21 protein-coding genes and 1 pseudogene are annotated in these 25,938 nt (G+C 69.7%); 12 read left to right on the top strand and 10 right to left on the bottom strand.

Annotation, left to right across the window (positions count from 1 at the left end):
- Positions 1-95 precede the first annotated feature (95 nt).
- The 3 genes from NQU54_RS41405 to NQU54_RS41395 all read right to left on the bottom strand — a co-directional run bounded on the left by NQU54_RS41405 (position 96) and on the right by NQU54_RS41395 (position 3,386).
- Entirely contained in the window at positions 96-1,424 is a 1,329-nt protein-coding gene (locus NQU54_RS41405) for a recombinase family protein (protein ID WP_257635495.1), read from the bottom strand.
- Positions 1,425-1,757: 333 nt separating this feature from the next.
- Entirely contained in the window at positions 1,758-2,699 is a 942-nt protein-coding gene (locus tag NQU54_RS41400; protein WP_257635494.1) for a TRM11 family SAM-dependent methyltransferase, read from the bottom strand.
- 18 nt (positions 2,700-2,717) lie between these two features.
- On the bottom strand, positions 2,718-3,386 hold the full coding sequence (locus NQU54_RS41395; RefSeq protein ID WP_257635493.1) for a hypothetical protein: 669 nt from the start codon (positions 3,384-3,386) through the stop codon (positions 2,718-2,720).
- Positions 3,387-3,855: 469 nt separating this feature from the next.
- On the opposite strand from NQU54_RS41395, the gene NQU54_RS41390 reads away from it, so the two are divergent.
- The 11 genes from NQU54_RS41390 (at position 3,856) to NQU54_RS41340 (ending at position 16,706) form a co-directional block, all read left to right on the top strand.
- Entirely contained in the window at positions 3,856-3,996 is a 141-nt protein-coding gene (locus NQU54_RS41390; RefSeq protein ID WP_162502100.1) for a hypothetical protein, read from the top strand.
- A gap of 257 nt (positions 3,997-4,253) precedes the next feature.
- Positions 4,254-5,033, top strand: coding sequence for a hypothetical protein (locus tag NQU54_RS41385; protein WP_257635492.1), 780 nt, complete (start codon positions 4,254-4,256; stop codon positions 5,031-5,033).
- 327 nt (positions 5,034-5,360) lie between these two features.
- Positions 5,361-5,738 carry a pilin gene (locus tag NQU54_RS41380; protein ID WP_372506338.1) on the top strand — a complete coding sequence of 126 codons (378 nt, stop codon included), beginning with the start codon at positions 5,361-5,363 and terminating at the stop codon, positions 5,736-5,738.
- Positions 5,739-6,103: 365 nt separating this feature from the next.
- Entirely contained in the window at positions 6,104-7,660 is a 1,557-nt protein-coding gene (locus NQU54_RS41375) for a TrbL/VirB6 family protein (protein ID WP_257635509.1), read from the top strand.
- A 6-nt stretch (positions 7,661-7,666) separates the two neighbouring features.
- Positions 7,667-8,614, top strand: coding sequence for a PrgI family mobile element protein (locus NQU54_RS41370; RefSeq protein ID WP_257635491.1), 948 nt, complete (start codon positions 7,667-7,669; stop codon positions 8,612-8,614).
- Positions 8,611-10,473: a VirB4 family type IV secretion system protein gene (locus NQU54_RS41365; protein ID WP_257635490.1), complete on the top strand. Its 1,863-nt coding sequence runs from the start codon at positions 8,611-8,613 to the stop codon at positions 10,471-10,473. Before NQU54_RS41370 ends, NQU54_RS41365 begins: the two co-directional genes overlap by 4 nt.
- Positions 10,461-12,869 carry a DUF8128 domain-containing protein gene (locus NQU54_RS41360; protein WP_257635489.1) on the top strand — a complete coding sequence of 803 codons (2,409 nt, stop codon included), beginning with the start codon at positions 10,461-10,463 and terminating at the stop codon, positions 12,867-12,869. The genes NQU54_RS41365 and NQU54_RS41360 overlap by 13 nt, the downstream gene beginning before the upstream one ends.
- A gap of 73 nt (positions 12,870-12,942) precedes the next feature.
- Entirely contained in the window at positions 12,943-13,956 is a 1,014-nt protein-coding gene (locus tag NQU54_RS41355) for a replication-relaxation family protein (protein ID WP_257635488.1), read from the top strand.
- Entirely contained in the window at positions 13,953-14,882 is a 930-nt protein-coding gene (locus tag NQU54_RS41350) for a C40 family peptidase (protein ID WP_257635487.1), read from the top strand. Before NQU54_RS41355 ends, NQU54_RS41350 begins: the two co-directional genes overlap by 4 nt.
- Positions 14,879-15,754 carry a hypothetical protein gene (locus NQU54_RS41345; RefSeq protein ID WP_257635486.1) on the top strand — a complete coding sequence of 292 codons (876 nt, stop codon included), beginning with the start codon at positions 14,879-14,881 and terminating at the stop codon, positions 15,752-15,754. Before NQU54_RS41350 ends, NQU54_RS41345 begins: the two co-directional genes overlap by 4 nt.
- Positions 15,755-15,878: 124 nt before the next feature.
- The gene (locus NQU54_RS41340) at positions 15,879-16,706 is read left to right on the top strand and encodes a hypothetical protein (protein ID WP_257635485.1); all 828 of its coding nucleotides are present in this window, start codon (positions 15,879-15,881) and stop codon (positions 16,704-16,706) included.
- A 168-nt stretch (positions 16,707-16,874) separates the two neighbouring features.
- On the opposite strand, the gene NQU54_RS41335 is transcribed toward NQU54_RS41340, so the two are convergent.
- Positions 16,875-17,072, bottom strand: a complete 198-nt coding sequence (locus NQU54_RS41335; RefSeq protein ID WP_257635484.1) for a hypothetical protein — start codon at positions 17,070-17,072, stop codon at positions 16,875-16,877.
- Positions 17,073-18,317: 1,245 nt separating this feature from the next.
- Between NQU54_RS41335 and NQU54_RS41330 the strand changes: the two are divergent.
- Positions 18,318-19,061: pseudogene (locus NQU54_RS41330) on the top strand (PP2C family protein-serine/threonine phosphatase); the annotation flags it as partial.
- A 242-nt stretch (positions 19,062-19,303) separates the two neighbouring features.
- Here NQU54_RS41330 and NQU54_RS41325 read toward each other — a convergent pair.
- From NQU54_RS41325 to NQU54_RS41300, 6 genes are all read right to left on the bottom strand, one after another.
- Positions 19,304-19,801, bottom strand: coding sequence for a hypothetical protein (locus tag NQU54_RS41325; protein ID WP_257635483.1), 498 nt, complete (start codon positions 19,799-19,801; stop codon positions 19,304-19,306).
- Positions 19,802-20,011: 210 nt separating this feature from the next.
- Positions 20,012-20,413 carry a hypothetical protein gene (locus NQU54_RS41320; protein WP_257635482.1) on the bottom strand — a complete coding sequence of 134 codons (402 nt, stop codon included), beginning with the start codon at positions 20,411-20,413 and terminating at the stop codon, positions 20,012-20,014.
- Positions 20,414-20,437: 24 nt separating this feature from the next.
- Positions 20,438-20,908, bottom strand: coding sequence for a hypothetical protein (locus tag NQU54_RS41315; protein WP_257635481.1), 471 nt, complete (start codon positions 20,906-20,908; stop codon positions 20,438-20,440).
- A 187-nt stretch (positions 20,909-21,095) separates the two neighbouring features.
- Positions 21,096-21,815, bottom strand: coding sequence for a DUF317 domain-containing protein (locus NQU54_RS41310; protein ID WP_257635480.1), 720 nt, complete (start codon positions 21,813-21,815; stop codon positions 21,096-21,098).
- Between the two features lie 710 nt (positions 21,816-22,525).
- Positions 22,526-24,334, bottom strand: coding sequence for a VWA domain-containing protein (locus NQU54_RS41305; RefSeq protein WP_257635479.1), 1,809 nt, complete (start codon positions 24,332-24,334; stop codon positions 22,526-22,528).
- A 69-nt stretch (positions 24,335-24,403) separates the two neighbouring features.
- On the bottom strand, positions 24,404-25,612 hold the full coding sequence (locus NQU54_RS41300; RefSeq protein WP_372506335.1) for an AAA family ATPase: 1,209 nt from the start codon (positions 25,610-25,612) through the stop codon (positions 24,404-24,406).
- Positions 25,613-25,938: the final 326 nt, after the last annotated feature.

Below are 25,938 nucleotides of genomic sequence, written 5' to 3'. Positions count from 1 at the left end.
TGTGCGGCGGTTTTGTCGGCCTCGGCTTTGCTGATCCATGCGGCGACGGTTGCGGGGCTGGCTCCGGCGTCGAGTGCTGCGCGGTATTGGCTCAGTCACCGGTCGCAGTCGGCAATGGTGCGGCGGGCGGCCTCGAGGCCGGGCAAGGCGGTGGTTGTTGCCCGTTGGGATCGCTGCATGGTCTGTAGCGTGGTCTTGAGCTGTCCGGGGGCGAAGGCCTGTGCGATCCACCGGTCGAGTTCCGGGAGGATGACCGCTTCCCGGATGTAGACGGTGAGCGGGTGGTCGAGGGGGCTGCTCTTGGCGTATTCGTAGGGGTAGCGGCAGCGGTAGTGGGGGTGGCCGTGGTTGAAGGTGCCCTGCATCTTGCGGTCGCACAGGGAGCAGCGGATGAGTCCGCGTAGGGCGTAGGTGCGTGGTGTGGTGCGGGGGCTGCGTTCTGCGGGGTGGTGCTGGCGGCGGTCGTGTCTCCTGGCTTGGGCGTGGGTGAAGGTGGTCTTGCTGATCAGGGGTTCGTGGACGGGCTTGGCGGACCAGATCCACTGTTCGGGGGTGTTCCAGGTCTGTTGGGTGCGGTGGCCCAGGGTGACATCGTCGATGTCGAGGAGGATTTCCTGCTTGCGTTGTTTGTTCCATACTTCGTGGCCGGTGTAGCGGGGGTTGGTGAGGATGGCGCGGACGGTGTTCTTGGACCAGGCGCGGCCGTCGCGGTGCGGATTGCGGGCACGGTCGTGGGCTGAGGGGCAGGGGATGTTGTCGCGGGTCAGGCCTTCGGCGATGGCGTATAGGCCGGTTCCGCGAAGGTACTCGGTGAAGATGCGGACCACGATGGGCGCGGCTTGGGGGTCGGGTTCGAGACGGTGGAGGCGTTTGCCGTCGGCGGCCTTGGCCGGGTTGGGGTGTGGGCCGGCGTCGGCGAGCCGGTAGCCGTATGGGGGTCTGCCGCCGAGGAAGCGGCCTTCGATCTTGGCTTGAGAGCCCATGGCGGTGCGTACGCGGATCTTGACGCGATTGCGTTCGCCTTTGCTCATGCCGCCGAAGACGGACATGACGAGATCGTGGGCCTCGTTGTCGGGATCGATCGGCCCGCCGATTTCCGGAACCCAAAGGGGGACGTTGAAGTGGGTGAACAGGGGGAAGGTGTTGCCGAACTGGTTGCCGTAGAAGGTGCGCTGGGGTTCGCCGATCACGACCGCGTCGAAGCCGCGGTGGGGGTCACGCAGGGCTGTGAGGAGGGCGGCGGCCTGGGGGCGGCGTTTCCACGGCAGTGCGCGGGAGTGTCCGGCGTCGAAGTATTCGGCGACGATTTCGCCTCCGGCGGGTTCGATGAGAGCGCGGGCGCGGGTGAGCTGCCAGTTGCGGGAGGTCTCCGGGTCCTGGAGGTCCTCGGTGGAGCAGCGTCCGGCGAAGGCGAAACGGGGCATGGGCCGTCTTCCTTGGGATCGCTTGGTGTGCACGGTGGACGGTGGTCGTCCGTCGTACCTCTGGCTCGGCCCGGAGGGCCAGCCGTCCACCGTGTTTCCGCCCGGTCGTGGGTGGTCAGCCGCTGTGATGAACGGTGCGGCGGTGTTGGTACTCGTCCTGGATGAAGGCCAGTAGCGCTTTGGCGGCATGCGGGGTGAGCGGCACAGGACCGTCCGGGAGGATCACGGTCACCTCGGGTGGCTCATCCGCTTCCTGGGCCTGGCGCATTGCTGCTGGGGAGCTTGGGGTGGTAGCGGCTGGTGTCATGGCTTCCCCGCTTCGTGTGTGCGCGTTCACAGCCTTGTCTTCCGATGGGATCGGGGGTAGCGGCAGCGTTCGGTCCCGGCTTGCCGCTCGCGGCGGGCGCACAGCGGCCAGGAGGCGGCTGAGGGCTTCTCGGGGCGGGTGAAGATGAGGACGTCCTCGTGCTGTACGAGGTGGAGGGGGATTCCTTGGCGGCGGGCGTCGCGGACGTTCTTCAGCTGGAAGAACGAGGGACGGGCAATCAGTCGGCCGTCGCGGATGCCGGCGAGGAGAGCGACACAGCGCTCCGCCGGGACGAGACCGGCGGCTTGGCCTGTGGCCAGGACGGCGGAGGGTAGATCAATGAGTTCGCCGTGCGTACGCCAGGGCCGGGTAGTGACGACGACGGTGCCGCCCGGGCGCAGCACCGCCCGGCACTGGGTGAGGATTTTGGAGAAGCCGTCCAGGAGCTGGTCAGTGGAGACGTGGGCGAGGTTGTGCGGGTCGCGCCCGTATCGGTAGTCCGTTTTGACCACGCCGCGCTCGCCCGTTTCGCTCGTGCAGTGGACCCGGCCATGGGCCGATCGTCCGTATGGCGGTGAGGTGACCACCAGCGCGACCTTTCCGTGAAGGTCGGCATTGATGAGCTGGGTGAGTTGTCGGGCGTCGCCGCACACCACCCGGCCGCTGCCTTGCTCAACGTGCCGGATGCTGTGGGCGATGTTGGCCCGGGCGATCCGGGCCCAGCGGGTTTCGTACTCGACCCCGAGGGCCTGGCGGTGGTGGCGGATGGCCTCGACCAGGGTGGTGCCGATGCCGCACATCGGGTCCAGGACCAGCTCACCCGGTTTGGTGTAGGTGCGGATGGCGTGGGCGGCGATCGCGGGCAGCATCTTGGCGGGGTGCGCGTTCGAGCCGGATACGTAGCGGTTGGCGCGCTGGGCGGGGGCGGATGTGGGTGCGGTGTTCCACACCGATTCGCGGTCGGACATGGTGTCGTGCTCCTTCGGTCAGGCGCTGTTGATCGCGGACAGCACGAGCAGGTCGGAGTGGATGAGTCCGGGCGGCGCGCTCTCGGGCGGGGTGGGCGTGATGTGGTCGCCGTCGGGGTGTCCGTGGATGATGACGATGTGCTGGAGGTAGCGGAAGCCGGCGGTGCGGGCGGAGGCGATGAGGGATCCGAGCGGGTCGGTCAGGCGTCCGGCGTCGCGGCGCTGTCTGGTGGCGAGCAGCAAGACGCCGTCATGGGGCAGAAGGCGATGAGTTCGGTGGAAGAATCCGGACCAGCCGTTCTCCATTGCGCCCGGCATCTGGTCACAGGCGGGTGCCGGTTCGTCGTCGGGGGCGGGGAGGGTGTCGGGGTGCAGTTCCGCGAGCAGTACCGGGGCCGTGCGGGTGCTTCTGCTGTCCTCGTGGGCGGCGAGGTAGGTGACGCGGGTCCGGGTGTCCATGCCGGGTTCGGTGTCGCGAATGTGGATCTTGATCAGGCGCGCGGGCGGGTGGCCGGGTCGGTGCGTGAACTCGGCGCGGATCTTGTCCAACGCCCAGCCGGGCAGCACCCCGCCGGGGGCGGCGTCCTCGCTCGGTTCATTCAAGGCGGGGGCCCACACGGTGGTCGGCAGAGGGCGGGATGAGCCGGGGCGGCTGGCGGTGCTGCGGTGCTGGTCGGACTTCGTCATCGGCTGGTGGCGCCCGGGAACGGGGATCCGGCCGTCTGGTGCTGACGTGATCAATAGAGATTCAGGCTGCTGGCCTTTGCCACCGCCTACGCGTTCAACTTCTGCCGTCCTTGCCAGTCGTTCCGAACGGATCGAACGCGACATGGCCGAATGGTCCGTCTGAATCCGCAGGTGAACGCGGGTGCGAGCCGGTCGCGAGCCATGAGCTAGCCACCATGGGCGGCCCTGTGTATGGAGGGTCGCTGCTGAAGTTCGAGCGCATGCCGGCGACGGCCAACCACCCGTCGTGCACCTCTGTGGCCAGGACTCGCGCCACTCCCGCGCATGAGGTGTGACGCACAACACAGCGATCCTGTGGTGAACCCGCGTAATGGCTCCGATCCCGCGGCCTCTCTCTCATCACCAAGCGCCGTCGGAAGCGCAGGCGTGCCGTCACCTCGGGAGGGGCCCTCTACTCATGCACGGTCAGATGGATCAGCGCATGGCGCTGTTGCTGCTGACGGGCAGCGTCACTGTGTACGTCGCCTTTGAGCATCCTTCGTTCGGTACGGCCCTCTTGGTCGGAGTGGGCGTGGTGACGCTGCTGCACCTTCTCCTCAAAGATCGCTGATCCACGCAAGCGGTCATGTGCCTGCAGATCCCGAGCACGGACGCCAATTCAAGTTTCTTCATGTTCGATTCCTGCTCGCTCTGTACGGGCCTTGGTCCTGCTCACTGCTGCCGAGCCGGAGGTGGGCCATCGCACATGGCGGTCCATGGGGCGGTGTGTTGTCCGGTGGTGGTGGGCGGGTGGGTCAGTGGTGGCGCGGTGGGGTGAAAGGGCTGGCGGCGGAAGTTGTCCGAACCCCTTCTCGCAGGAGTCGCGCCATGCATCACCGCCCCGTACCTCGCCGTCCGCACACTGCCCGGCTCTCGCCGCTGGAGGAGCTGGAGCAGTCCTTCCTCGCGCTCGCCCGTACCGCCACGCCACTGACCATGCCCGCGCACCTGGTCTGTGACGACCCGTCGGAGGAGGCGTGGCCGGTCGATCAGATCCGTGTCCGGCTGGCTCACCCCAGCACTCGGCCCGAGCTGCGGGCACGCACATGGAGCGAGGTCGTGCGCCGTGCGCACGACCTCGGTGAGCCGTGGCCGGTGGTGGCCGTGGCGATGACGGTTCCGGTGTTGCGCCGGATGCTGTCCCGCCTGGCCCGCCCAGCTCATCTGGAGCGTCAGGAAGTCGAGCAGGAAGCTCTCGCCGCGGTAGCTGTCGCCCTTGCGGGGGTGGGGGCGGGTGATCCGGGGGTGGACCGGGAACTGTTCGCGGCTGCGGACCGTGCGGTTCACCGCCTGGTCTACGCGGCTCGTCGCCGCGGGGAGCGGGAGGCGGGTGAGCCGATGGTCCATCTGGGGCGCCTGCGTGCCCGCGCAACCGTCGAGGACCTGGAGGGCTTGACGGTGTCGGATGAGTACCAGGTGCTGGCCCGTGCGGTGCGGGCCCGGGTGGTGGACGTGGCCGAGGCGCAGCTGATCGCCCGCACCAGACTGCAGGGCGAGCCGATGGGAGCGCTTGCCGGTGAGCGTGGGGTGAGCATGCGTCAGCTGTACCGGCATCGCACCGCCGCCGAACAGCGCCTGGCTTCTCACCTGCGTCATCGGGCCCGGTAGGGAGCCATGCGGGGGACGTCCGGGGCCGGGGCGTCAACGCTCCGGCCCCGGATTCTCTATCGATGGGCAGACGAGGGCTTCTTCTGATTCTCCTGGATCGGCAGGAGCCCCCGGGCCTGGCAGGAGCTCTTTGTGTATCGCTCCCGTGCTGTCGGGCCGTGTGCTGGGTGGGGTGTGCGCTCCGTCTCGTGCTGACACCCCGAGAGCCATCCGGTAGCCGCCGAAGGAGGCCGGCCCCGGGCGAAGGATCCGGCTCACCCCACCCGCTCCCTGTCGTCCGTGCGTTTTCTGTCTGCCTGTTCTCGTGCCTGATGGAGGTGCCCTGCCATGCTCAGCCGCTTCCGTCCGCGACCGGCCACCGCACGTCAGTTGATGCGCTGCGGGATCCGGCTGGTGTTCACCACCCCTGTCACCGCCGTTCTGCTGTTGGCGGATCCACCCGCGGCCTGGGCAGTAGCCACGATCCCGGAGGTCATCTCCAATCTGCGGGATCAGGTTGTCGGCCTGCTCGCCGGACTTGCCACGCTCTTCCTCACCTTCGGCGGCCTGCGCTACCTCATGGCCGGGGGCGACCCGGGAGAGGTCGAAGCTTCCAAGCGAGCGCTGAAGGCCGCGGCGATCGGCTACGGGCTGGCGATCCTCGCCCCGGTACTGGTGGCCTTGTTGAAGCAGATCGTGGGCGTGGACGACGGCGGCGGGCAATGACCAGCCGCCGCCGTCTTCTCTCTGTCCTGCTCCTGGCACCCGCTGCCCTCCTCGTCGGCGCCGGGCCGCCCGCGCAGGCTGTCGCCCTCCCCGCAGCAGCCCTCCCGGCACTCGCCGTACCGGACGATCCAGAACCGCGTCCCCAGCCCGGGCCCGCGACAAGCGCTCCCGAACCCCGAGCGGGTCCCACTCGGCCCAAGGCCACGCCCGGGCCGAGTCCGGCTCCTGGCCGTCCGTCTCATGAGCCCTCACAGCGGCCGAGGCTGGAGCCGGCTCCCGGGCTGACACCTCCTGCCTGCAAGGTCACCAGCGGTGACTGCTCCCCGGCGGGCTGGGGCCTGGACGGTTTCCTCGACATCCCAGGCATGATCGTGAACGCGATCACCTCGTTCCTGGGGATGATCGTCGAGCAGATCATGAAGCCACTGCGGGAACTGCTCGCCGACACCCTCCTCGCCACGCCCGACGTCACCCGGCACGCGGACCTGAAACGGCTGTGGGCCGGGTCGATGGGCATCACAGCCGGGATCTACGCGCTGTTCGTGACCGCGGGCGGGATCACGGTGATGGGATACGAGACCGTCCAGACCCGGTATGCGCTCAAACAGATCGCCCCGCGCCTGCTGATCGGGATGATCGCCTCGGCGACCTCGCTGACCGTGATGGGCAAGGCCATCGACCTGGGCAACGCGCTCTCCCACGCGATCCTGGGCATCGACATGGCCGACGCCGGGCAGGGCCTGGTCGAGCGAGCCCTTCCCTTCTCCCTGTTCGGCGCTCCCGGGCTCAAGATCTACCTGCTGATCGCGTCGATCGTCATGATCGTGCTGATCCTGGCTGTGCTGATCGGCTTCGTCGTACGGGTCGCCGTCATGGCCCTGCTCGCCGTCTCCGGTCCGTTGGCGCTGGCCTGCCATGCCCACCCGCTCACCGACCCGATGGCGCGGCTGTGGTGGCGCGGCCTTGCCGGGTGCCTGGTCATTCAGGTCGCGCAGTCGATGACGTTCATCGTCGCGCTCAAGCTATTCTTCGCTCCCGGCGCCACCGCGCTGGGGATTCCCTACTCGGATCAGCTGGGCACGATGCTGGCCGGGCTCGCCCTGTTCTGGGTGCTGTTCAAGATCCCCGGCTGGACGATGCAGGTCGTCTTCCGGGCCACTCCAATCCACAACCCGCATGCGCCCACCGCGGTGAGGATCCTGCGGACCCTGGCCCTGTACCGGCTCATGGACCGTTACCTCCCCGGCACGTCCCTGCTGCGCCGCGGCCCTGGCGGAGGTGGCCGGCCCGGTGGCGGGGGTGGACGTCCCGGCCGTGGCGGCGGAGGTCCACCACGGCCGGGACCACAGCCAGGCTCACCACTGGGCCGCAGGTGGCTCGGCACTGGCTCGGCTGAAACGGCGAGCAGAGTGCCCGGTTCGGGGCCCGGAACAGCCACTGGCTCTCCTGCGCCCGGTAGCCCTTCGGGCCCGGTGGGCACGGGGACGCCCCGAGCCGGAGCCCCGGCGGCCGGCTTGACAACGGCGCCGACGCTCCCAAGGGGGCCGGCGGGCCGCCTGAGCACTGGCTCGCGAGTGGCCTCACCTGGTACTTCTCAGCAGAAGGGTCCCCACAGCGTGGTCCATCCCGCACAGGCACGCCGCAAGCGGCAGCTGACGTTGCCCGTGGCCGCGCAGCGCGTCTCCTCCCGTACGCCGCGGCCGGTCCAGACCTGGTTGCCGATCCGGGCCGAGCGCGTCCCGCGACCGCACCCCACCACCAGCAGCTCGGCCTCCCCCTCGTCCCCGCGGCCTCCCGTCGACCGGTCCGTTCCGCGGGTGGCCTCGCGGCAGATAGTGCTGCGGATTCCGGCCGAGCGGGTGCGTGTCCGGCCCGTACGCCCGGCGCAGTTGCGCCTTCCTCTTGAACCGCCCCGGAGGTGAGTGTTCATGACAGATGGATACGACGACGGTGTCGCTACGACCCGGATTCCCGCGGATATCACGCGCCCGGACCGCGTGCTGGGCCCGCTCACCGCGCGGCAGACCGCCATCCTGGCCGGGTGCGTACTGGTGCTGTACGGCGGGTACTGGCTCGCGCAGCCGTTCATGCCGCCGCTGACGTATCTGGTCATGGTGGTGCCCGTGGCCGGAGCTGTCACCGCGGTCGCGGTGGGCGCCCGGGAGGGCATCGGCCTGGACCGGTTTCTCCTCGCCGCCCTCGCTCACGCCCGCGCCCCCAAACGGCGAGTGCATGCTCCGGAAGGCGTGCCCGCACTGCCTGAGATCGTGAACAAGGAAATGGGCAAGGCAACCGGACCGATGCCGGTGCCGGTGCGGATGCCGCATCGCGGTGTCGGCCCGGTGGGCACGGTGGATCTGGCCGAGCAGGGACAGGCGGCGCTGGGGATCTGCTCGCCGGTCAACTTCGACCTGCACAGCGGTGCCGAGCAGCAGGGCCTGGTCGCAGCGTACGGACGCTGGCTCAACTCGCTAACCGGTCCTACCCAGCTCCTGCTCCGCTGTCACCGTACCGATCTCGCGCCTCTGGTGGACCAGCTCCACCACCGTGCCCCGGCCCTGCCGCACCCGGCGCTGGAGCGGGCGGCCCGCGCGCACGCCGATTACCTTGCCCATCTCGCCGGGACCGGGGACCTGCTGACCCGCCAGATCGTCCTTGTCGCACGGGAAGAGACACCGCCGCGCCGAGCCCGGCCTTCTGCCTGCAGCGCACGGGCCATCCAGCGCATCCAGGAAGCGACTCGCGGGCTCGCTCCCGCCGGCATCAGCGTCACCCCACTCGACCAAGAGCAGAGCACCGCGCTGATCACCACCGCCTGCAACCCCGATCCCCCCACAACGCCGCTCGATACGGAAGCGCAAGGAGTCGAGGCATGATCCGACGTCCCCGAAACCGGCACCGCGCGGACCATGAGGCCGTCCGGGCCGGAGAGCTGCTGCAGCCCGCGGGCCCGGAGGCGCTTGAGGTGCATGCCCGCACCCTCGCGATCGGGGGCCACCTGGCCTCCACCATGGTCGTGACCGGCTACCCGGCCGAGGTCAGCCCCGGCTGGCTGGCGCCCCTCCTCGCCTTCCCCGGGCACCTGGACATCGCTCTCCACATCGAACCGGTCCCCAACCTCGTGGCGGCGGCCGGTCTGAAGAAGCAGCGTGCCCGGCTGGAATCCGGACGCCGGGGCGCATTCGACAAGGGGCACTTGGACAATCCGGAGGTCGAGGCCGCCGCCGCGGACGCGGCCGATCTCGCCTACCAGATCGCCCGCGGCGAGGGAAAGCTCTTCCACGTCGGCCTGTACATGACCGTCCACGCCGCGGACGAGGAGACCTTGGCCGAGCAGGTCGCCGCCGTCAAAGCGGTCGCGGAGTCACTGCTGATGACGGTCGCACCAACGACCTACCGGGCGTTGCCCGGCTGGCTGACCACCCTGCCCTTGGGCATCGATACGCTGAAGATCCGCCGCACCTTCGACACCGCGGCGCTCGCCGCCTGCTACCCCTTCGCCAGCCCCGAGCTACCCGCTCCCGCCGATGCTGCTGGAGCCGGGGCCGGAGCGGGGTCGCAGGTGCTGTACGGGCTGAACGCCGTCTCTGGCGCGCCGGTGTTGTGGGACCGCTTCGGATGCGACAACTACAACTCGGTCACCCTCGCCCGTTCCGGGGCCGGCAAGTCCTACCTGGCCAAGCTGGAGCTGTTGCGGCTGCTGTTCACCGGGGTCACCGCCTCCGTGGTCGACCCGGAAAACGAGTACGTACGCCTGGCCGAGAGTGTCGGCGGCACCGTCGTGGCGCTCGGTGCCGACGGCGTGCGCCTCAACCCCTTCGACCTCCCCTGTCATGGCGAGGCCGGCGGTGAGGATGTCCTGACGCGACGGGTGCTGTTCCTGCACCGCTTCCTGGCTGTGCTCTTCGGCGCCGAGGTGAAGGGCGCGGAGGAAGCCGTGCTCGACCGGGCGCTCCTGGCCACCTATGCCCGGGCGGGGATCACGGCGGATGCCCGGACCTGGACGCGGACCCCGCCAGTCCTTGCGGACCTCGCGGAGGTTCTTGGCGAGGACGGGAGTGAGGTGGCTGCGGGGCTGGTGGAGCGGCTGGCGCCGTATGTCACCGGTTCGCATGCTGGCGTCTTCAACGGCCACAGCACGGCGAGTACCGCTGGCCATTTGGTGGTCTTCGCGCTGCGGGAGTTGCCGGAGGAGGTGAAGGCTCCGGCGATGCTGCTGGCGCTGGAAGCGATCTGGCGCCAGGTCACCGATGCGGGCAGGGGCGGCAAGCATCTGGTGATCGTGGACGAGGCGTGGCTGCTGATGCGTGACGAGGCCGGGGCACGCTTTCTGTTCCGGATGGCCAAGGCCGCCCGTAAAAACTGGACCGGGCTGGCCGTCATCACCCAGGACGCAGATGACGTCCTCGCTTCGCCGCTGGGGAGAGCGGTGGTCGCGAACGCGGCGACCCAGATTCTGCTCCGGCAGGCCCCACAAGCGATCGACACCATCAGCGCCTCGTTCCGGCTCTCCCACGGTGAGCGGGAGTTCCTGCTGTCCGCCGGGAGGGGCGAGGCGTTGCTGCTGGCCGGGGAACGCCGCAAGGTCGCGCTGATCTCCGTGGCCGCCCCGGGGGAGCACGAGATCATCACCACCGACCCCGGAGAACTCGCCGCCCAGCAGTGGGCCGAGGACACCGCCCCCGACGACTCCTGCTTCGGCCACGTTCTCGGCGAAGAGACGTGGAACCAGTGACCGTCGCCGCGCTCGTCACCGGCCCGGTACCCCGTGGTCCGGTGGTGGACTTCCTCACCGACCCCGCTGCCTTCTGGGCCTCCACCACCCGAACAGTTCTCGGCTGGGCCGTCCCGCACATGCCTGTGCTCGTGCCGGTTGCGACGGCGGCAGCCGTGTGCGTCACCACCGGCTGCGGCCGGATGCGGCGCAGTCGCCAGCAGCGCTTCGCCGACGACGCACACTGCGTCGAGATCCTCGCTCCGCCCCAGATCCCCGCCAAGGGGGGTGACGTGTTGTGGGCGCAGCTGGCGGGTCTGCTGCGGCCGTGGTGGCGACGCCTTACCGATGGCCAGCCGCATCTGGGGTTCGAGTACGCGTGGTCGCCGACCGGGCTGGGGATCCGGCTGTGGGTGCCAGGGACCGTGCCGCTGGGGCTGGTGCGGCGGGCGGTGGAGGCGGCCTGGCCCGGCGCCCACACCCGCGTCCAACAACCACCGGAACTCATCCCGCCCGGCCATGTGGTGACGGCGGGGCGGCTGCGCCCGGCCCGGCCACAGGTGCTGCCGCTGCGCACCGAGCACGCGGCCGACCCACTCCGAGCGCTGCTGCAGGCAGCCACCGGCATGAGCGAGGGCGAGACCGCGCTCGTACAGATCCTCGTCCGCCCGGCAACCGGCGCCGCTGTGCGGCGGGCCCGCCGCACAGCGCGGCGGTTGAAGGCCGGAGGCCCGGCCCCGCGACTGCCCGCGCTCGGCGCGCTCCTGCTGCACCGGCCACAGCCAGCACTGGCCCGGCGGCAGGATGTCGAGCACGGTGCCGCGGTCCGCCAGTCCGCCGCCAAACTCACCGGCCCCCAATGGCACACGACCATCACCTACGCCGCCACCTGCACACCTGAGGAGGAGCGTGCGCGGGATGTGGTGCGGGGGCGTGCGCACGCGCTGGCCTCCGCGTTCGGCCTGTACGCGGAACTCAACTGGCTCGCCCGCACCCGACTCGCCCACCCCGAACGATGGCTGGAAGGACGCGTCTTCCCGCAGCGTGCGGCGCTGCTGTCGGTCCCGGAACTGGCGGCCCTGGCCCATCTGCCCCTCGACGCAGACGCCCCCGGCCTGCGGCGCGCGGGAGCCCGCTCAGTCCTCCCACCACCCACAATCCCCGAACCAACCCCCGGCGCCGGGGTCAAGCCGCTGGGTCACTCCGACACCGGCGCCCGCCGCCCGGTCGGTCTCGCGGTCGCCGACGCCCGACATCACATCCATCTGATGGGCGCCACCGGCTCCGGCAAATCCACCCTGGTCGCAAACCTCGTCCTCGACGATGTCCGACATCACCGGGGCGCGATCGTCATCGATCCCAAGGGCGACCTCGTCACCGGCCTCCTGCACCGCCTGCCCGACACCTGCGCCGACCGCCTGGTCCTTATCGACCCGGATGACTCCCACGCCCCGCCGTGCCTGAACGTCCTGGACGGGGCCGACATCGACGTGGTCGTCGACAACCTCACCGGCATCTTCCGCCGCATCTTCACCGCCTTCTGGGGCCCCAGGACCGACGACGTCATGCGAGCGGCCTGCCTCACCCTGCTCAAACACCGCGCCCACACAGGTCAGCTCGTCACCCTCGCCGACGTCCCCCGGCTCCTGGGCGAACCCGCCTACCGCCTGCGCCTGATCCCCACCATCAAAGACCCCGTACTCCGCGGCTTCTGGGCCTGGTACGAGTCCATGTCCGAACCCTCCCGCGCCGCCGTGGTCGGCCCGGTGATGAACAAGCTGCGCGCCTTCCTGCTGCGCGACTTCGCCCGCCGCGCCATCTCCGCCGGCCCCTCCACCTTCGACCTCACCCGCGTCCTCGACGGCGGCATCCTCCTCGCACGCCTCCCCAAAGGCGCTCTCGGTGAGGAGACCGCACGGCTGCTGGGCTCCTTCATCGTCGCCGGAACCTGGCAAGCAGCCTCAGCCCGCGCCCGCACCCCCGAACACCAACGCATCGACGCATCCCTGTACGTGGACGAGGCGCACAACTTCCTCACCCTGCCCTACCCCCTGGAGGACATGCTCGCCGAAGCCCGCGGCTACCGGCTGTCCATGGCACTGGCCCACCAGCACCTCGCCCAGCTCCCCCGCGACCTGCGCGAAGGCATCTCCGCCAACGCCCGCAACAAAATCTTCTTCAACACCTCCCCCGAAGACGCCACCGCCCTGGAACGCCACACCCTCCCCACCCTCACCGCCCACGACCTCGCCCACCTCGGCCCCTACCAAGCCGCAGCCCACCTGCTCACCGCCGGCGCCGAATCCCCGGCCTTCACCCTCACCACCCGGCCCCTCCCACCCCCCGTCCCCGGCCGCGCAGCCGATCTCCGCACCGCCGCAGCGGCCCGCACCCACACCCGGACCACCCGCCCCTGACCACCCAATCCGCCACGCGCCCGCTCCTCCGCTCACCCGGCCTTTCCGACCGATGCCCTGGTGGTGAACCGCCATGCCCGCTCTGCCCCGCCCAGCCTCCGGCCCCGGCTCGCGTTACACCGCGCGCGCCGCACTCACCCGGCCCAGGCCCACACCCCCACGGCACCGCACGGACCCCGCTGCCCTCGCCCGCAGCCTCACCGCCCGCGACCTGTGGATCACCGCCATGGTCCACGAACACCGCGTCCTGACCACCCCACAGATCGCCCGCATCGCCTTCACCAGCCAACGCTCCGCCCAACGGCGCCTGCGCGTCCTCCACCACCACGCCGTCCTGGACTCCTTCCGCCCCCTGACTCAGCACGGCTCCGCACCCGAGCACTACACCCTCGGCCCCACCGGCGTCAGCGTCATCGCCGCCCACGCAGGATGCGAACCAGCCGCCCTCGGCTGGCGCCCCACCACCACCGGCCGCATCGCCTACTCCCCATCCCTCGGCCACGACATCGGCGTCAACGAACTCCTCACCCACCTCGCCGCCCCCACCCCAAACGCCACCCACGGCCGCCTCACACTGTGGCTGTCCGAACGGTCCTGCGCACGGCGCTGGGACGACATGATCCGCCCCGACGCCTACGCCCACTGGCACACCCTCAGCACGACCGACGCGAATAGCCCGGTCCTGTTGTCGTTCTTCCTCGAATACGACACCGGCTCCCAGTCCCTGCCCCGCGTCGAAGCCAAACTCGTCGGCTACGCCGCCTTCACCACCTCCACCAACACCCGCCCCGCCCTCCTCATCCACACCCACACCGCTTCCCGCGACCGCGCCCTCCGCCACCGCCTCACCCAACCCGCCCGCGACCTCGGCCTGTACGTCGCGACCTCCTCCGCCGACTTCACCACCCACACCCCCTGGGGCCCCTGGTGGGCACCCCTCCACCCCCCAGCCCCACGCACCACCCTCACCGGCCTCACCACCCACTGGCCCCACCTCACCCCGGCCACCATCGACCCCACCGACGCCGACACCGCCCTCACCCTCCCCATCCCACCCCGGCCACCCACGACGCCGGACGGCCGATGAGCCTGCTCGCCAAGACCACCACCGGGATCGGCTGCGCGCTCATCGCCCTTCCCCTGCTCGCCGCCCTCGCGATCGCCGCACTCCTCAGCTCCCTCATCCCCGGCTCCAGCGGCACCACCGCCGCCCCGGGCAGGAACGCGCTGCGGGACATCCCTCCGAGCATGCTGGCGCTGTATCAGCGGGCCGCCCCCGAGTGCCCGGGACTGTCCTGGACAATCCTCGCCGCGATCGGCAAGGCCGAGACCAACCACGGACGCCACCCCACCATGCGATCCTCCGCAGGAGCCGTGGGCCCCATGCAATTCCTGCCGTCCACCTTCAAGCTCTACGCACATCCCGTACCGGCAGATGGACGCAGACCCCCGACGCCGTGGGACCCGGTCGACGCGGTGTTCGCCGCAGCCCGCCTGCTATGCACACACGGCGCCCGACACAACAAGAACATCGAGCGGGCGATCTACGCCTACAACCCCTCCCACACCTACGTCGCAGACGTCCTACGGATCGCACGACGCTACGCCGCCCTCCCCACAACCTCCACTGCCGGCCGGGAGGTGGTGGCCTTCGCCCGCCGTCAGCTCGGCACCCCCTACGTCTGGGGCGGCGACGGCCCCGCCGAAGGCGGCTTCGACTGCTCCGGCCTCACCAAAGCCGCCTACGCCACCATCAACATCAACCTCCCCCGCGTGGCACAGGCCCAGTACGACACCGGCCCGCACCTCCCCGCCGGAACACCCCTCCTACCAGGCGACCTGCTGTTCTTCGGCACCAGTCCGCGGGCCGTCACGCACGTCGGCATCTACAGCGGCCACCACCACATGATCGACGCACCCCACCCCGGCGCCGTGGTCAGAGAAACCCGCATCCAGCTGACCGGCCCCACCTACCAAGGCGCGACCCGCCCGAGCCCGCGCGGTACGCGGTGAGCACGCACCCCACCCCCGCCGAGATCGACACCTTGATGCGCACGCTCGTCCGCATCCTGGCCGGAGTCGCCGCCCTCGCCCTCATCTTCACCGCCGTCAACGTCACCCTCTTCGCCGTCGACCACCACATCCCCTGGCCGATCGCCGTCCTCCTCGACCCGATGGTCGCCCTCACCCTCACCAGCGTCCTCTACGCCGACGCACGACTCGCCGCCTGGAACATCCCCCCACCACGCTGGTCCACCGCCCTGCGCTGGTCCGCCGGCCTGGCCGCCACCATCATGAACACCTGGACCTCCCTCTGGCCCGACGACCACATCGACTGGCCCCGCCACGCCGACCCCGCCGGAGTGCTCCTCCACGCAGTGCCACCCCTGCTCCTCATCGGCCTGACCGAAACCGTCGCCGCCTACCGCCGGTGCACCTCCCAGACACACCCGCACCCCACCACCGCACCCCACGACGACCACCCTGAGGAGCACCCCAGGAACACGCCGGGAGCACCCGCACCCCCCGCTCCACCACCGTCCGAGCGCACCCACGTGGAAGACGGGCGCCCGACAGCGGCCACCACACGCCACGACAGCCACGAAGCCACCCCCGATGGGCCCGTGGACCAGCCCGATGGACACAGCCGCGCAGACGCCGATGTGTACGCACGGGCTCTCGCACTGGATCTGGCGACCCGCCAGCGCACCGGTCAGCCGATCAGCATCCGCCAACTCCGCCGCCACCTGCACCTGGGCCAACGCCGCGCCCGAGAGCTCCGCACCCGCCTCGACACCGAGCGCACCCCGGGAGCACCCGCACCTCACCCCGCACCCGGCGGGCCACCCCAAGAAGCACCCGCCCGGGGGACGGGAGCGGCTTGACTAGTCGGCCGCCACAGAGCGTTCATAGTCGTCGCCGCGGACCACCGCGTAGGCCACGCGCCGCGAGCACCCCGGCCGGGGCTCTCTCCACAACCACCCACCACCCCACGCGGGAGACCCCACCATGCCAACCACCACCAACACCGACAACACCACAACCACCCCCAACCAACCCGACCCCCCTCAGCTAACCGGCACCACCGCCGCCGTATGGGCCGCACTGAACAACCAGCCCGGCACCACCAGCACCACCCTCGCCCAAGCCGCCGGCACCGGCCGCTCCACCACGACCAAGGCCCTCCGCCACTTCGAACAGACCGGCCTCGCCCACCGAGAGAGCGCCGCTCCCGACGGCAGCGGCCGCCCCGCCAACTACTGGTACCCCACACCCACACCCACGCCCACACCCGACCCTGACACCAGCACCTCACCGGATCCGACGGACGAGCCACCGACCCCTGACAACGACAGCCACGAGCAACCCACCGAGCACCACGCCCACCCCGCGCCCACTGCAGAGGCGCCCGCATCCGAGGACGACGCATCAGAACACGGCGACGCTGATGAAGACGGAGAGCAGGATTCTGCGAGCGAACCCTCGCAGGAAGTAGAAAACGACGATGCGCCGACGCCGACGCCCGCGTCCGAACCTCCGACAAGCGAGGCAGCCTCGGAGGACACAAAAACGGAACAGCCCCAGCCGACCGCCAGCCAGAGCGGCCACCGGAGCCGCCTCGCCCCTGGCGCCCTGCGCCAGATGGTCATCGGCCACCTCACCGCTCACCCCGACGAAGCGTTCACCGCCACACGCATCAGCCGGATCATTGAGAAAAGTTCCGGCGCCATCGCCAACGCCCTGGTCACCCTGACCCAGCAGGGCATCGCCGAACAGGTCACCGAACGCCCACGCACCTACCGGCTCACCACCGCCCCCAGCAGCGACCGCAAGTAGACCGGCACAGATCAGCCACATGGCCGGGTGCCACCCAGCAAGCTGGGTGGCACCCGGCCATGCTGTCGCTCCACTCGTTCCTCGGTTCCGAGCTGCCCCGGACGAATAGCCACCCTTGGCGGTGGCCCGGCGCTCGGCGCAGTCGTGAGTCCTGCCGGGGCCGAAGGCTCACCGGCCGATTGAAGAGAGAGCAGCAAGGCACAGGGTGAGGCTTGCGGCGAACGTAACGCCGCTGCGAGCGAAAGCCGCTGGAATGGTGGCACCGTCCCAGCACGCCAGAGCGAAGGAGATCGCCGCGGCAACGATGGAGAACAAGATGGCCATGGCCAGGGCGAGGAATAAGAAGGCCGCAGATGTGTGGTCCATGAAGGCACCGCCTGAATCGTGTTGTACCGGTGGAGGAAAACAACGATCCCTGGGCAGACAGGGCTGGCGGACCGGTTGGATATATCTCCAGGGACAACAGGGGGTTGTCCGTCGAACAACTGAGGGGGAAGGCAAGTGGGAGGCGCGAGGAATCGACCAGGTCGACCGTGGGCACCACCCCGGGGGGCGTGCACCGAGATCAATCAGCTTGTCGAACTGGTGCGATCCTGGATCGACGAGTCAGCGGTTCCGGTGAGCCGACTACACCAGCGGCTCACACCGGACCATTTCGTGACCCGGGCCGTGCCCGAGCTGCGCCGACTGCGTGACCTGCTGGCCGGTGACGGGCTGGAATGGGACGTGGTCGAGGCCATGGCCGACGTGTGCTTTCCGAACGAACCGAGCGACCGATGCGGGCCACGTCTTGAGACAGCAAGAGCGTTATGGGACCAGGCACAGACCAGCCCCACACCGCTCGCGGGGGCACAGGAACTTGCGCTCGCCAAGGAGCTGCTGGCGGCCAAGGACCGCACGATCGAGATCTACCAGGAGATGCAGCGGCTCCAGACGGCCTACGAAGCGAGCGAACGCGGCCGGTACCAGGCATTGCAAATCGCCACACTGCTGTTTGCCATGCAGGGGCAGGCCCAGGCGAAGGTCACAGAACTGATGCGCCGGGCCGATGACCTGCAGCCGCTGTCGGCCCGGCATCCGGACGAGCACACGGGGCTGGAACGACAACTTTCCCGGGCAGAACGGCAGCAGGCGGAGCTGAGCGAACAGCTGTCCCGCGCCGAACGGGAACGCGACATCGCCCAGCAGGTTGCCGACCATGCGGCCCGCCGCATCGATGTACTGGAATGCGAGCTTGCCGAGCTGCGCTTCCGGACAGGACATGACGACCCGGCTCTGCTGCCAGGAAACTCGACCTCACCGGTGCTCCAGCCCGATCTAAGTGCCACCAGCCATGACGAGGCGGCCCTCGATGATGTGGACCGTGCGCTGGAAAAGGTGCGGGCTGTCCTCGATGAGGAGCACGCCGCCGTTCAGCAAGCGGCCGACGATGTCGGCTTCCACACCGCTTCAGGCCATCATCTGCCAACCGTTAGTAGTGCCAGGACAACGACCATTCCTGGACGCATGCAGCGCTCGCCCGTGGTACGCGCTTCCTCCCAAGCGAAGCAGTCCCAGAGCCGCACGTGGTTGTCCCGGACAACTCCGGACAACTGGCGGCAGTTGCGTCACCGCATCAGCCGACCCTGGCGCCGACGTGGGGGCATGATGCAGGTCGACCTGCGTGAACGCCTCCGGGTGCAGAGCAAGTTGCCCCTCCTTCCGCATGGCTGGCACCGCGAGATGGCGCTCCGCCCGGCGCGCGGCAAGTCTTTCTCCGGCGACTTCGTCGTCGCGGCCCGCACGAACAGCGGCCGTAGACTGGAGGTAGCCCTAACCGACGTTTCCGGCAAGGGCGTGGACGCGGTCTCTCGCGCTGTTCTCCTGTCCGGCGCCTTCAGCGGGCTGCTGGGCTCGCTCCCACCTCGCGCGTTCCTTCCCGCAGCGAACAGTTACCTCCTGAGGCAGGACTGGGACGAGGGCTTTGCCACTTCGATCTACCTCGCCCTGGACTTGGACTCGGGTGACTACGAACTGTTCTCAGCCGGCCATCTGCCGGGCCTCCAACTCAGCATGTCGCGTAACCGCTGGGAAGAGAAGTTCCCCGACGGCCCGCTCCTCGGGCTGTACGACGGAGCCCAGTACCACCCGATTCAGGGCTCCCTCCGCCCCGGTGATGTCCTGATGCTCTATACAGACGGCCTGGTCGAGACCTCAGGGCGCGACATCACCGAGGGCATCGACCGTCTCGTCGGTGAGGCAGACCACTACATGACCGACGGATTTCACGGCGCAGCCTGGCACCTCATCGAGGCCGCAGCAGAGGACGTCCACGACGACCGAGCTCTCTTCCTCATCGGCCCCAAACAAGAGTGAACGGCTGCTACCGCTACCCCCGGCGCAGCTGACGCCGGGCGGCGTCGCCCCGCTGACGGGGCGAGCGCCCGGTGACCGCTTGAACCCGGCTGAGAGTTGGAGAGTTCCGGCGCATCGGTCGTGAAACCGCCCGGAATCGAAGGCGGACGACATCCGCATGGAGGACGCGGTTTCCTCGGAGACGAGCCCCTGCGCAGCGTCCCACTGCGGTGGCCGCTGCGCAGGGGCTCATTCCACCTGACTTACCGGCTCCTGCCGCATCCTGCGTGTCCGCAGCCGCCGCAGGAGCCGCCGCTGTTGCACACGCACGGGCAGGGGCTCACCCGTCTACGGCTTGCCGTGGGGGCGCCGGTGCGCTGCTGGGGCAGGGAGACGGCGGGCGGTGTGGTGGGGCGGTCAGGGTTGGCGCGGTGGGCTGCGGTGTCCAGCAGGCGCAGCCGTGCCGGGTAGGGGCGTTGGTCGAGGCGAGTCAGGTAGTGCGGGAGGGTGGGGTCGGTCAGTCCGGTGAGCTGCCATCCGGCGGCGTTGATCAGGTGGGATGCGGCTTCTGCTTCGAGCCATGCGGCGTGGTGGGGTGAGACGCGGGTGGCGTGCTTGTTGCAGACGTGTTCGGTCGCGGTGTTCAGCACGCTCGCGAGTGCGGATCGTGCGCTGACGGCGTCGCGCATGAGGAGGCGTTGGCTTTGGGTGAGGATCTTGTGGACCAGGGCGCGGTGGTGGTGGAGGTCAGGCGTCGTCATGGGGGCGGTTCCTTTCATCTGGTGTCCGGTTCCGTCCAGCACGCGCGCAGTAGCGCATGGCGGTGGTGCGGGGAATGCGCGCGACGGGTTGGCGCTGCGGCCCCGGCAGTCAGTTCGGGCCGCGGGCGCTCGGCGGACTGCTCATAGGCCGTGGGGGCTCGGAATACAGCAGTGCCCTGCCGGAGGCGGCGAGTGCTGGGCAGCTGCCGGTTATGCAGCGAGGAGGGCGAGTTTGTAGGCCTCGATGGCCAGGTTGAGCTGGTTCATCTGTTGTACGTAGCGGGTGGCGTTCACGTCGATGGCGCGACTGGTGTGTTGCAGGAAGCCGAGCGGGACGGCCTCGGTCTGGTTCGCGTGGGCTGGGACGTGGCGTAGGTGGTCGCAGGTGTTCCTGGCGTAGTAGCGCAGTTCGGCGTGGAGGCGGTCGGCTTCTTGTGCGGTGGTCCAAAGCAGTTCGGCCAGGGGCCCCAGCGCGGTGTCGGTGAGGCGGCAGTGGCGGCGCAGCGTTGCGTAGCCGTCGTTGCCCAGGGCGGTGCGCAGGGCGGTCTCGCCAGGACCGGTGCAGGTGGATGGGCTGGTGTGGGACCGTGGGTTGCTGAGGGGACTGTCCATGGGGACGCCCTTTCGCTTGGGGGCTTATGCCGCGCCGTAGCGGCAGGTCGGGGCGTGTCCTTCGTCGGTGTCGAAGGTGTCGGGGTAGGTGGCGGGGGTTGGGCCGTTGCTGAGTGGGGCTGGTCCGGTGGCCAGGTGGGTGCCGAGGTCGGCGAGGTGGCGGACGGCGGCCAGCGGTACGGGTGCGGCGCACACGGGACAGGGGCCGAGGAGTTCGAAGGGCTCGTCCTCGTAGAGGGGGTAGCGGGCGAGGAAGGTGTATTGGGTACGGGTGGTCGAGCAGGTGGCGATGGCCAGGAGGGGTTCGCCGGGTGTGGTGCGGCGCTTGCTGTCCGGGGTGATGGTGATGTGCTGGAGGCTGAGGCCGAGGGTGCTGGCGAGGCGTACGGCGGTGCGGGCGTGGTCGAGGCCGCGGTGGGGTCCGTATTCGCTGGCGGCGGCGGTCTGCTGGATGAAGGTGGAGGCTGCATGGGCTTGTTCGGCGATGGAGGTCATGGGCGGTGTTCTCCTTGTGGCCGGTGCTGTCGGTGGCGGCTTGGTGAGTTGCCGGAAGGCGGCTCAGGTGGATGGCGGTCAGGCTGGGCGGATGCGGGTGCGTTCCCTGGCGCAGGCCTTTTGGTGGTGGCCTGGGCACCGATCGCTCCTCGTGCGTATGGGGAACAGGGCTTGAGCAGGGTGGTGTTCAGGGGTACCGGGTGATGGTCAGTGCGCCGATCTCGGGATCGGGGAGGGTGTGGCGCGGGACCGGGGCGGGGTCGGTGAGGGCGCGGCATAGGGCGGCCATCAGGTGGGTTGGGGTGGCCGGGGAGGCTAGGACGACCCACAGCACCATTTCGTCGGCGGCGCGGCGGGCGGCGCACAGCCAGTTCGCTCCGCACTTCCCGGTGGTGCCGGGGACGGTGGTGGTGACGACGACGGCCTGCTCGTTGGGGGCGTACCAGGAGTCGTCTTGGTGGCCGATGTCGCGGATCCATCCAGCTGTGGCGAGTGCCTCGGTGGCCTTGTGGGGGGATTGGGGCGGCAGGAGGTAGCGCGGACCGTCTTCGGGGACGAGCCCGGGGGTGTCGTCGGCCAGGGCGGCGGCGAATGCGGCGGTGATTTCGGGTGGGGTGTCGTGGGAGAACCACGCAGTCCAGGTCACACGTGTTGCGGAGTAGGCACTGGCCGTGAACTCCCAGGCCATCAAAGGCCTTCCGGGGTGCACGGCCCGGCTGTGGAGATGGCACGCGTGGCGCTGGCCGCTGGGGTCGCGGTAATCGGTGTGGCACGGCTCTCGGGTGGCCTTCCATCCGGCTGCCAGGAGCACGTCGTCAGCTGTGGTCACAGCGGCGGGGTCAGGCCCTGCGAGGTAACGGGGCGAGATCAGATAGCGCGGTGCGCTGGGGCGATTCCGGTCCTGCATCATGAACTCCTGCCGGGGTATCGGGTGGGGGATCCGTGCTGTCGGCGTCGTTTCGGGCTGTGAGGTATTCGGGGTCCCGCCGCTCCAGCCACCGGAATGGCACGGTTCTGTGCCGATCGCAGGTGGTGTCGACTTGTGAATGCGTCGCGGCATGTGGCGTGCTGGTGATGTGACATGAGCTGTCGCTCCTTGTGGAATGGAATAGGGGAATCGGGGGCGGCGTGTTGTCATCCGGTCGTCGGGGCGGAGCAGCATGCCTTCGGCTGGGACCTCTGCCAGGGCTGCTGGGCACGTCAGGTGGCACTTGGCTTGCGGCTTCCTCTGATGCGGCCTCTGAATCCGCATTCGGCCGCCCCTCCCACCACCCAGCCTCATGGGCACACGTCTCCCGCAGCGGCTTCTTCGAGTTAATTCTCTGCAGATTTCCGATTTCGGGCATTGCTGGGAATGCGACCAATGTAGCTCGATATTGGGGATCGGTCGACATTGGTGGCGGCTGCGAATTGCTGGAATTATCGCGAATTCGCGACCGTATCGGAGGGGTATTCCATGGCTGGGTGACGCATCGTGTCGTCGGGTGCGCGGTGTCCGGCGGGTGCCGGGTTCGACCGGTCAGGCAACGGGCCCGGGGCCTGGGTAGGGTCGGCTCCCCGGCCCGGTTGGGCCGGGGGCGTGTGGGGCTCGGGTGCGCGGGCAGTGCGGTGGGGCGGCTATCGGGTGGTGGTGAGGGCGGTGGTCGCGGCTTTGGCGATCGCGGTGATGGCCTGGGCCGGGTCGGTCAGTTCCAGCGGCGTGGCGCCCGGCAGCGGGCACGGGTCGGGGGCGAAGGCGAGCCATAGCACCGCGCACCCGGCGTTCTTCAGGGTGGTGATGCGTTGGGCTGCGCGGGTGGCTTCGTCGGGGTGGTAGTAGCCGTCGGAGGCGATGACCAGCAGGCGGCCCGTTCCGGGCTGGGTGAGGGCGAGCCCGGCGCACAGGGCATCGATGGCCTCGGCGAGGCTGTGTCCCAGCCCTCTGGCCTCGAAGCGGGTGACCCTGGTGGGGGCGTGGCCGGGTGCGGTGATGGCGGTCAGGGCCCGGTCGTAGGCCACGGTGGCGGTGCGTGAGTCGGGGTCGGTCAGTGCGGTGGCTTTGGTCAGGATCCAGGCGGCCGAGGCGATCGGGTCTGCTGCGCTGTTCATGGATCCGGACACGTCGACCGCGATCCCCACGCGCAGTGGCGGTGTGGGGTTGGGGCGGCGCAGGGTCCGGGTCCAGGGTGTGGCCGTGGGGGTGGCTCCGGCCGCCTTTTGCGCTTCCCGGGCGAGTGCTTGGCGCATGTTGAGGCGACCGGGCGGGGCGGCTGAGGCGGTGTGGGTGGTGGTGCGTTCGCGGTAGGCGGCGGCGCGCAGGGCCCTGGCGAGCTGTCCGGCGGCGGCCTTCTCACCTGCGGTCGGCAGCCGGGTGCCGGTCACGGGGGACGGGGTGTTGCCCTTGCGGGGTTTGCCGGGTGTGAACGGTCGCGCTCCGGGCGCGAAGACCCGTTCCGCCGTTTTGGCCGCTTGCCGTTCGTGGGCGGCCTGGGCGGCTTTCGCCTTGGCCCGGGCAGTTCGGGCGGCGGTGACCCGTGCCTGTGCGGCGGCCTGCGCGGCTTCGTTCGCCTGCACCCGTACCGTCACCTTCCCGATAGCTTCGGCGAGTTCGCCCATAGGTCCGCCGCCGGTGGGTTCGGGTTCGGTGGCTGGTGTGCCGAGGGCTTGGCACCAGGCATGCGCGTGATCCAGCATGCTGGGCGCGTCGTCGTCGGCGGTGGTGTGGGCCGCCGTCCAGATCTGGGTGAGGGCCTCCAGCAGGTCGGGGCCGAGGATGCTGGTGACGGCCTGTTCGAGGGGTTCGGTTTCGTCCGGGTCGAGGATTCCGGCATCCCTGCGGGCGAGGATCAGACCGGCGGCCCGGGCGGCCTGCCAGCGGTTGCTGGGGGTCTGCGCGGTGATGTCGGCGAGGATGAGGGTGTGGGCGGCGGACCGCAGGAACGGGCGGTCGGCGGGGCGGCGGGTGAGATGAGCGTGTTCGGCGCGGGACTCCTCCAACAGCTGTGCCGCCCTGTCCAGCGCGGTCCCGCGCAGGTTGGGTGGGGTGGTCCAGATGCTGTGCGCGGCGTGCGCGGCCTCGTGGACCAGGACTCCCCAGGCGGCCGGGTAGCGTTCCTCATCACCGCGTCGTTCGGGGTTGATGGTGGCCGGTGGCAGCGGGGCGAAGAGGACGGCATCGATCTCCAGCTCGGCCGTGGCGGGGTAGAAGGCGCCCGGGGCCCCGGAGCGGGTGCCGTGCTGGCAGGTGACGATCACGTCCTTGCGGTCCGCGAGTTCGGGGAGCCGTTCGGTCAGGGCTGCGGCGATCCGGAGCCATTGCCCGGCCTGCGCGGCCGGACTGGGTTCGAAGGGCGGGCCGCCGTCGTCCTCCCACCTCGCCTGGGCCCATTCGGCCTCAGATAGTGCGGGCGGCTGGTGCTGTACGTGGGCTGTGGTGTGCGCGGGCATGGCGGATCGGTGCCTTTCTGCGGGCGTCGGGGGCGGGTAGGGTGGTGGCCTGTGGGCCGGAGGTGCGGGTCAGAGTTGGCGGCCCAGGGACAGGGCGGTCACCGGCTTCCCCAGGGCTTTGGTGACGATTTCGGCGACGGTGTCGCGGTCTTCGAGCGGGGCGATGCCGACCAGGTTGGCGAAGGCCGCCTCGGTGCCCAGGACATCGGCGATCTTCTGAAACGCGATCAACTCGCGTAGTTGTGGCGCCCAGCCGACCTCACCGGCCTGCTGGCAGGTGGCGAGGTTCCTCGCGATCCGTACCGCTGTCCTGTTGATCTTCAAGGCGGTTGCCAGGTCGTAGTCCGACCCCACCTGGATCTGTACTGAGAACCGGCTGGCGAGGGCCTCGGTGAGCACGGCTCCGTGAACCCCGGGGTTGTGGCCCGCGATGACGTAGAAGCCCTCGGCGGCGGTGATCGTCTCGCCCTTGTGCGCCTTGACCTGGATCTGGCGCCGCCCGTCCATCGCCGGATACAGCGCTGCCAGTACCTTCGGGGAGATCAGGGTCGCATCGTCCAGCAGCAGGGCCCGTCCCTCCTGCATGGCCGTCACCAACGGGCCGTAGATGAACTCATAACCACCGTGCTGATCCTGGGTGTACTCCCCGATCAGGTCACCGACCGTTGTGTCACCGTCCCCGGCAACCGTGATCAGGTCCGGAAAGGCGGCCTCGATCAGCGAAGTTTTGCCCGTCCCCGGCGGTCCGTAGAGCAACACCGGCACACCCGCCTCGCGCAGCCGCCGCAACGCCTCGACATCGGGGAGGTTGGCCAGCGCCCGGGGGTGATACTGCTGCCCGTTCGGGCGGGTCACCGGCCCGGGCCGCCCACCCGGCGGGCCAACGGCAGGCGTCCGCTGAGCGATGGACGGCGGGGCCGAGGGCGTAGAGGCCGGGGCGGATGGCCCGGGTGCCGTGGCCTGTGCGGCGGCTGCGGCGGTGGTCGCTGTCGCCCGGTACATACGGGGGTTGAAACCGACTCGTACCGCTTCACCCCGGCGCACGAGGGTTTCACACGCGTTACCGATCGCACCGCCGGAATGCCCCAGCATGTTGACCAGCTCCGTGACACTGAACTGCGCCCCCGGCGGGCCTCCTACCAGGGCCTTCGCGATACGGGCCCGCAACTCGCCCGGTCGGGTCTTCCCGTTCACGGGGGTTGTGGAGGTCGACGGGCCTGTCGGAGGGTTCGGCGTGGCCGAGTTGGGCGTCGGAGACAACTGAGCGGCACTGGTCATCGCAGTCTTTCCTTTTCGCAGCCCCGGAGCCTTTCGGGCATACTCCACCTGTAACCCGTATTCAGGCGGACCCTGTTGGCCTGGATTTCTTTCCCGGAATTCCCGGGAACACGACCAATATAGCTCGAGTCGCGGGTCACTTCGACGTGAATTCGGACTTGGAATTGCTGGAATTCTCGCGAATTCACGACGGGAATTCATGGCAATTCGCAGGCGCACGACGCTTTGCGTCGTGCACGGCGGCGTGGACGACGCTTCCCCAGGCCACCCGGCGCGGCCACCCGGCGCGGCCACCCGGCGCGGCCACCCGGCGCGGCCACCCGGCG

The organism is Streptomyces malaysiensis subsp. samsunensis (assembly GCF_024519315.1).
GTDB classification, from domain to species: Bacteria; Actinomycetota; Actinomycetes; order Streptomycetales; family Streptomycetaceae; genus Streptomyces; species Streptomyces malaysiensis.
Note: the sequence above shows the minus strand (reverse complement) of the source record. Positions and strands in the feature narration are given on the sequence as shown.

Coding starts and splice junctions, on each gene's coding strand:
- NQU54_RS41405 (WP_257635495.1), bottom strand. CDS start 1,424: ATGCCCCGTTTCGCCTTCGCCGGACGCTGCTCCACCGAGGACCTCCAG.
- NQU54_RS41400 (WP_257635494.1), bottom strand. CDS start 2,699: ATGTCCGACCGCGAATCGGTGTGGAACACCGCACCCACATCCGCCCCC.
- NQU54_RS41395 (WP_257635493.1), bottom strand. CDS start 3,386: ATGACGAAGTCCGACCAGCACCGCAGCACCGCCAGCCGCCCCGGCTCA.
- NQU54_RS41390 (WP_162502100.1), top strand. CDS start 3,856: ATGGATCAGCGCATGGCGCTGTTGCTGCTGACGGGCAGCGTCACTGTG.
- NQU54_RS41385 (WP_257635492.1), top strand. CDS start 4,254: ATGCATCACCGCCCCGTACCTCGCCGTCCGCACACTGCCCGGCTCTCG.
- NQU54_RS41380 (WP_372506338.1), top strand. CDS start 5,361: ATGCTCAGCCGCTTCCGTCCGCGACCGGCCACCGCACGTCAGTTGATG.
- NQU54_RS41375 (WP_257635509.1), top strand. CDS start 6,104: ATGATCGTGAACGCGATCACCTCGTTCCTGGGGATGATCGTCGAGCAG.
- NQU54_RS41370 (WP_257635491.1), top strand. CDS start 7,667: ATGACAGATGGATACGACGACGGTGTCGCTACGACCCGGATTCCCGCG.
- NQU54_RS41365 (WP_257635490.1), top strand. CDS start 8,611: ATGATCCGACGTCCCCGAAACCGGCACCGCGCGGACCATGAGGCCGTC.
- NQU54_RS41355 (WP_257635488.1), top strand. CDS start 12,943: ATGCCCGCTCTGCCCCGCCCAGCCTCCGGCCCCGGCTCGCGTTACACC.
- NQU54_RS41350 (WP_257635487.1), top strand. CDS start 13,953: ATGAGCCTGCTCGCCAAGACCACCACCGGGATCGGCTGCGCGCTCATC.
- NQU54_RS41340 (WP_257635485.1), top strand. CDS start 15,879: ATGCCAACCACCACCAACACCGACAACACCACAACCACCCCCAACCAA.
- NQU54_RS41335 (WP_257635484.1), bottom strand. CDS start 17,072: ATGGACCACACATCTGCGGCCTTCTTATTCCTCGCCCTGGCCATGGCC.
- NQU54_RS41325 (WP_257635483.1), bottom strand. CDS start 19,801: ATGACGACGCCTGACCTCCACCACCACCGCGCCCTGGTCCACAAGATC.
- NQU54_RS41320 (WP_257635482.1), bottom strand. CDS start 20,413: ATGGACAGTCCCCTCAGCAACCCACGGTCCCACACCAGCCCATCCACC.
- NQU54_RS41315 (WP_257635481.1), bottom strand. CDS start 20,908: ATGACCTCCATCGCCGAACAAGCCCATGCAGCCTCCACCTTCATCCAG.
- NQU54_RS41310 (WP_257635480.1), bottom strand. CDS start 21,815: ATGCAGGACCGGAATCGCCCCAGCGCACCGCGCTATCTGATCTCGCCC.
- NQU54_RS41305 (WP_257635479.1), bottom strand. CDS start 24,334: ATGCCCGCGCACACCACAGCCCACGTACAGCACCAGCCGCCCGCACTA.
- NQU54_RS41300 (WP_372506335.1), bottom strand. CDS start 25,612: ATGACCAGTGCCGCTCAGTTGTCTCCGACGCCCAACTCGGCCACGCCG.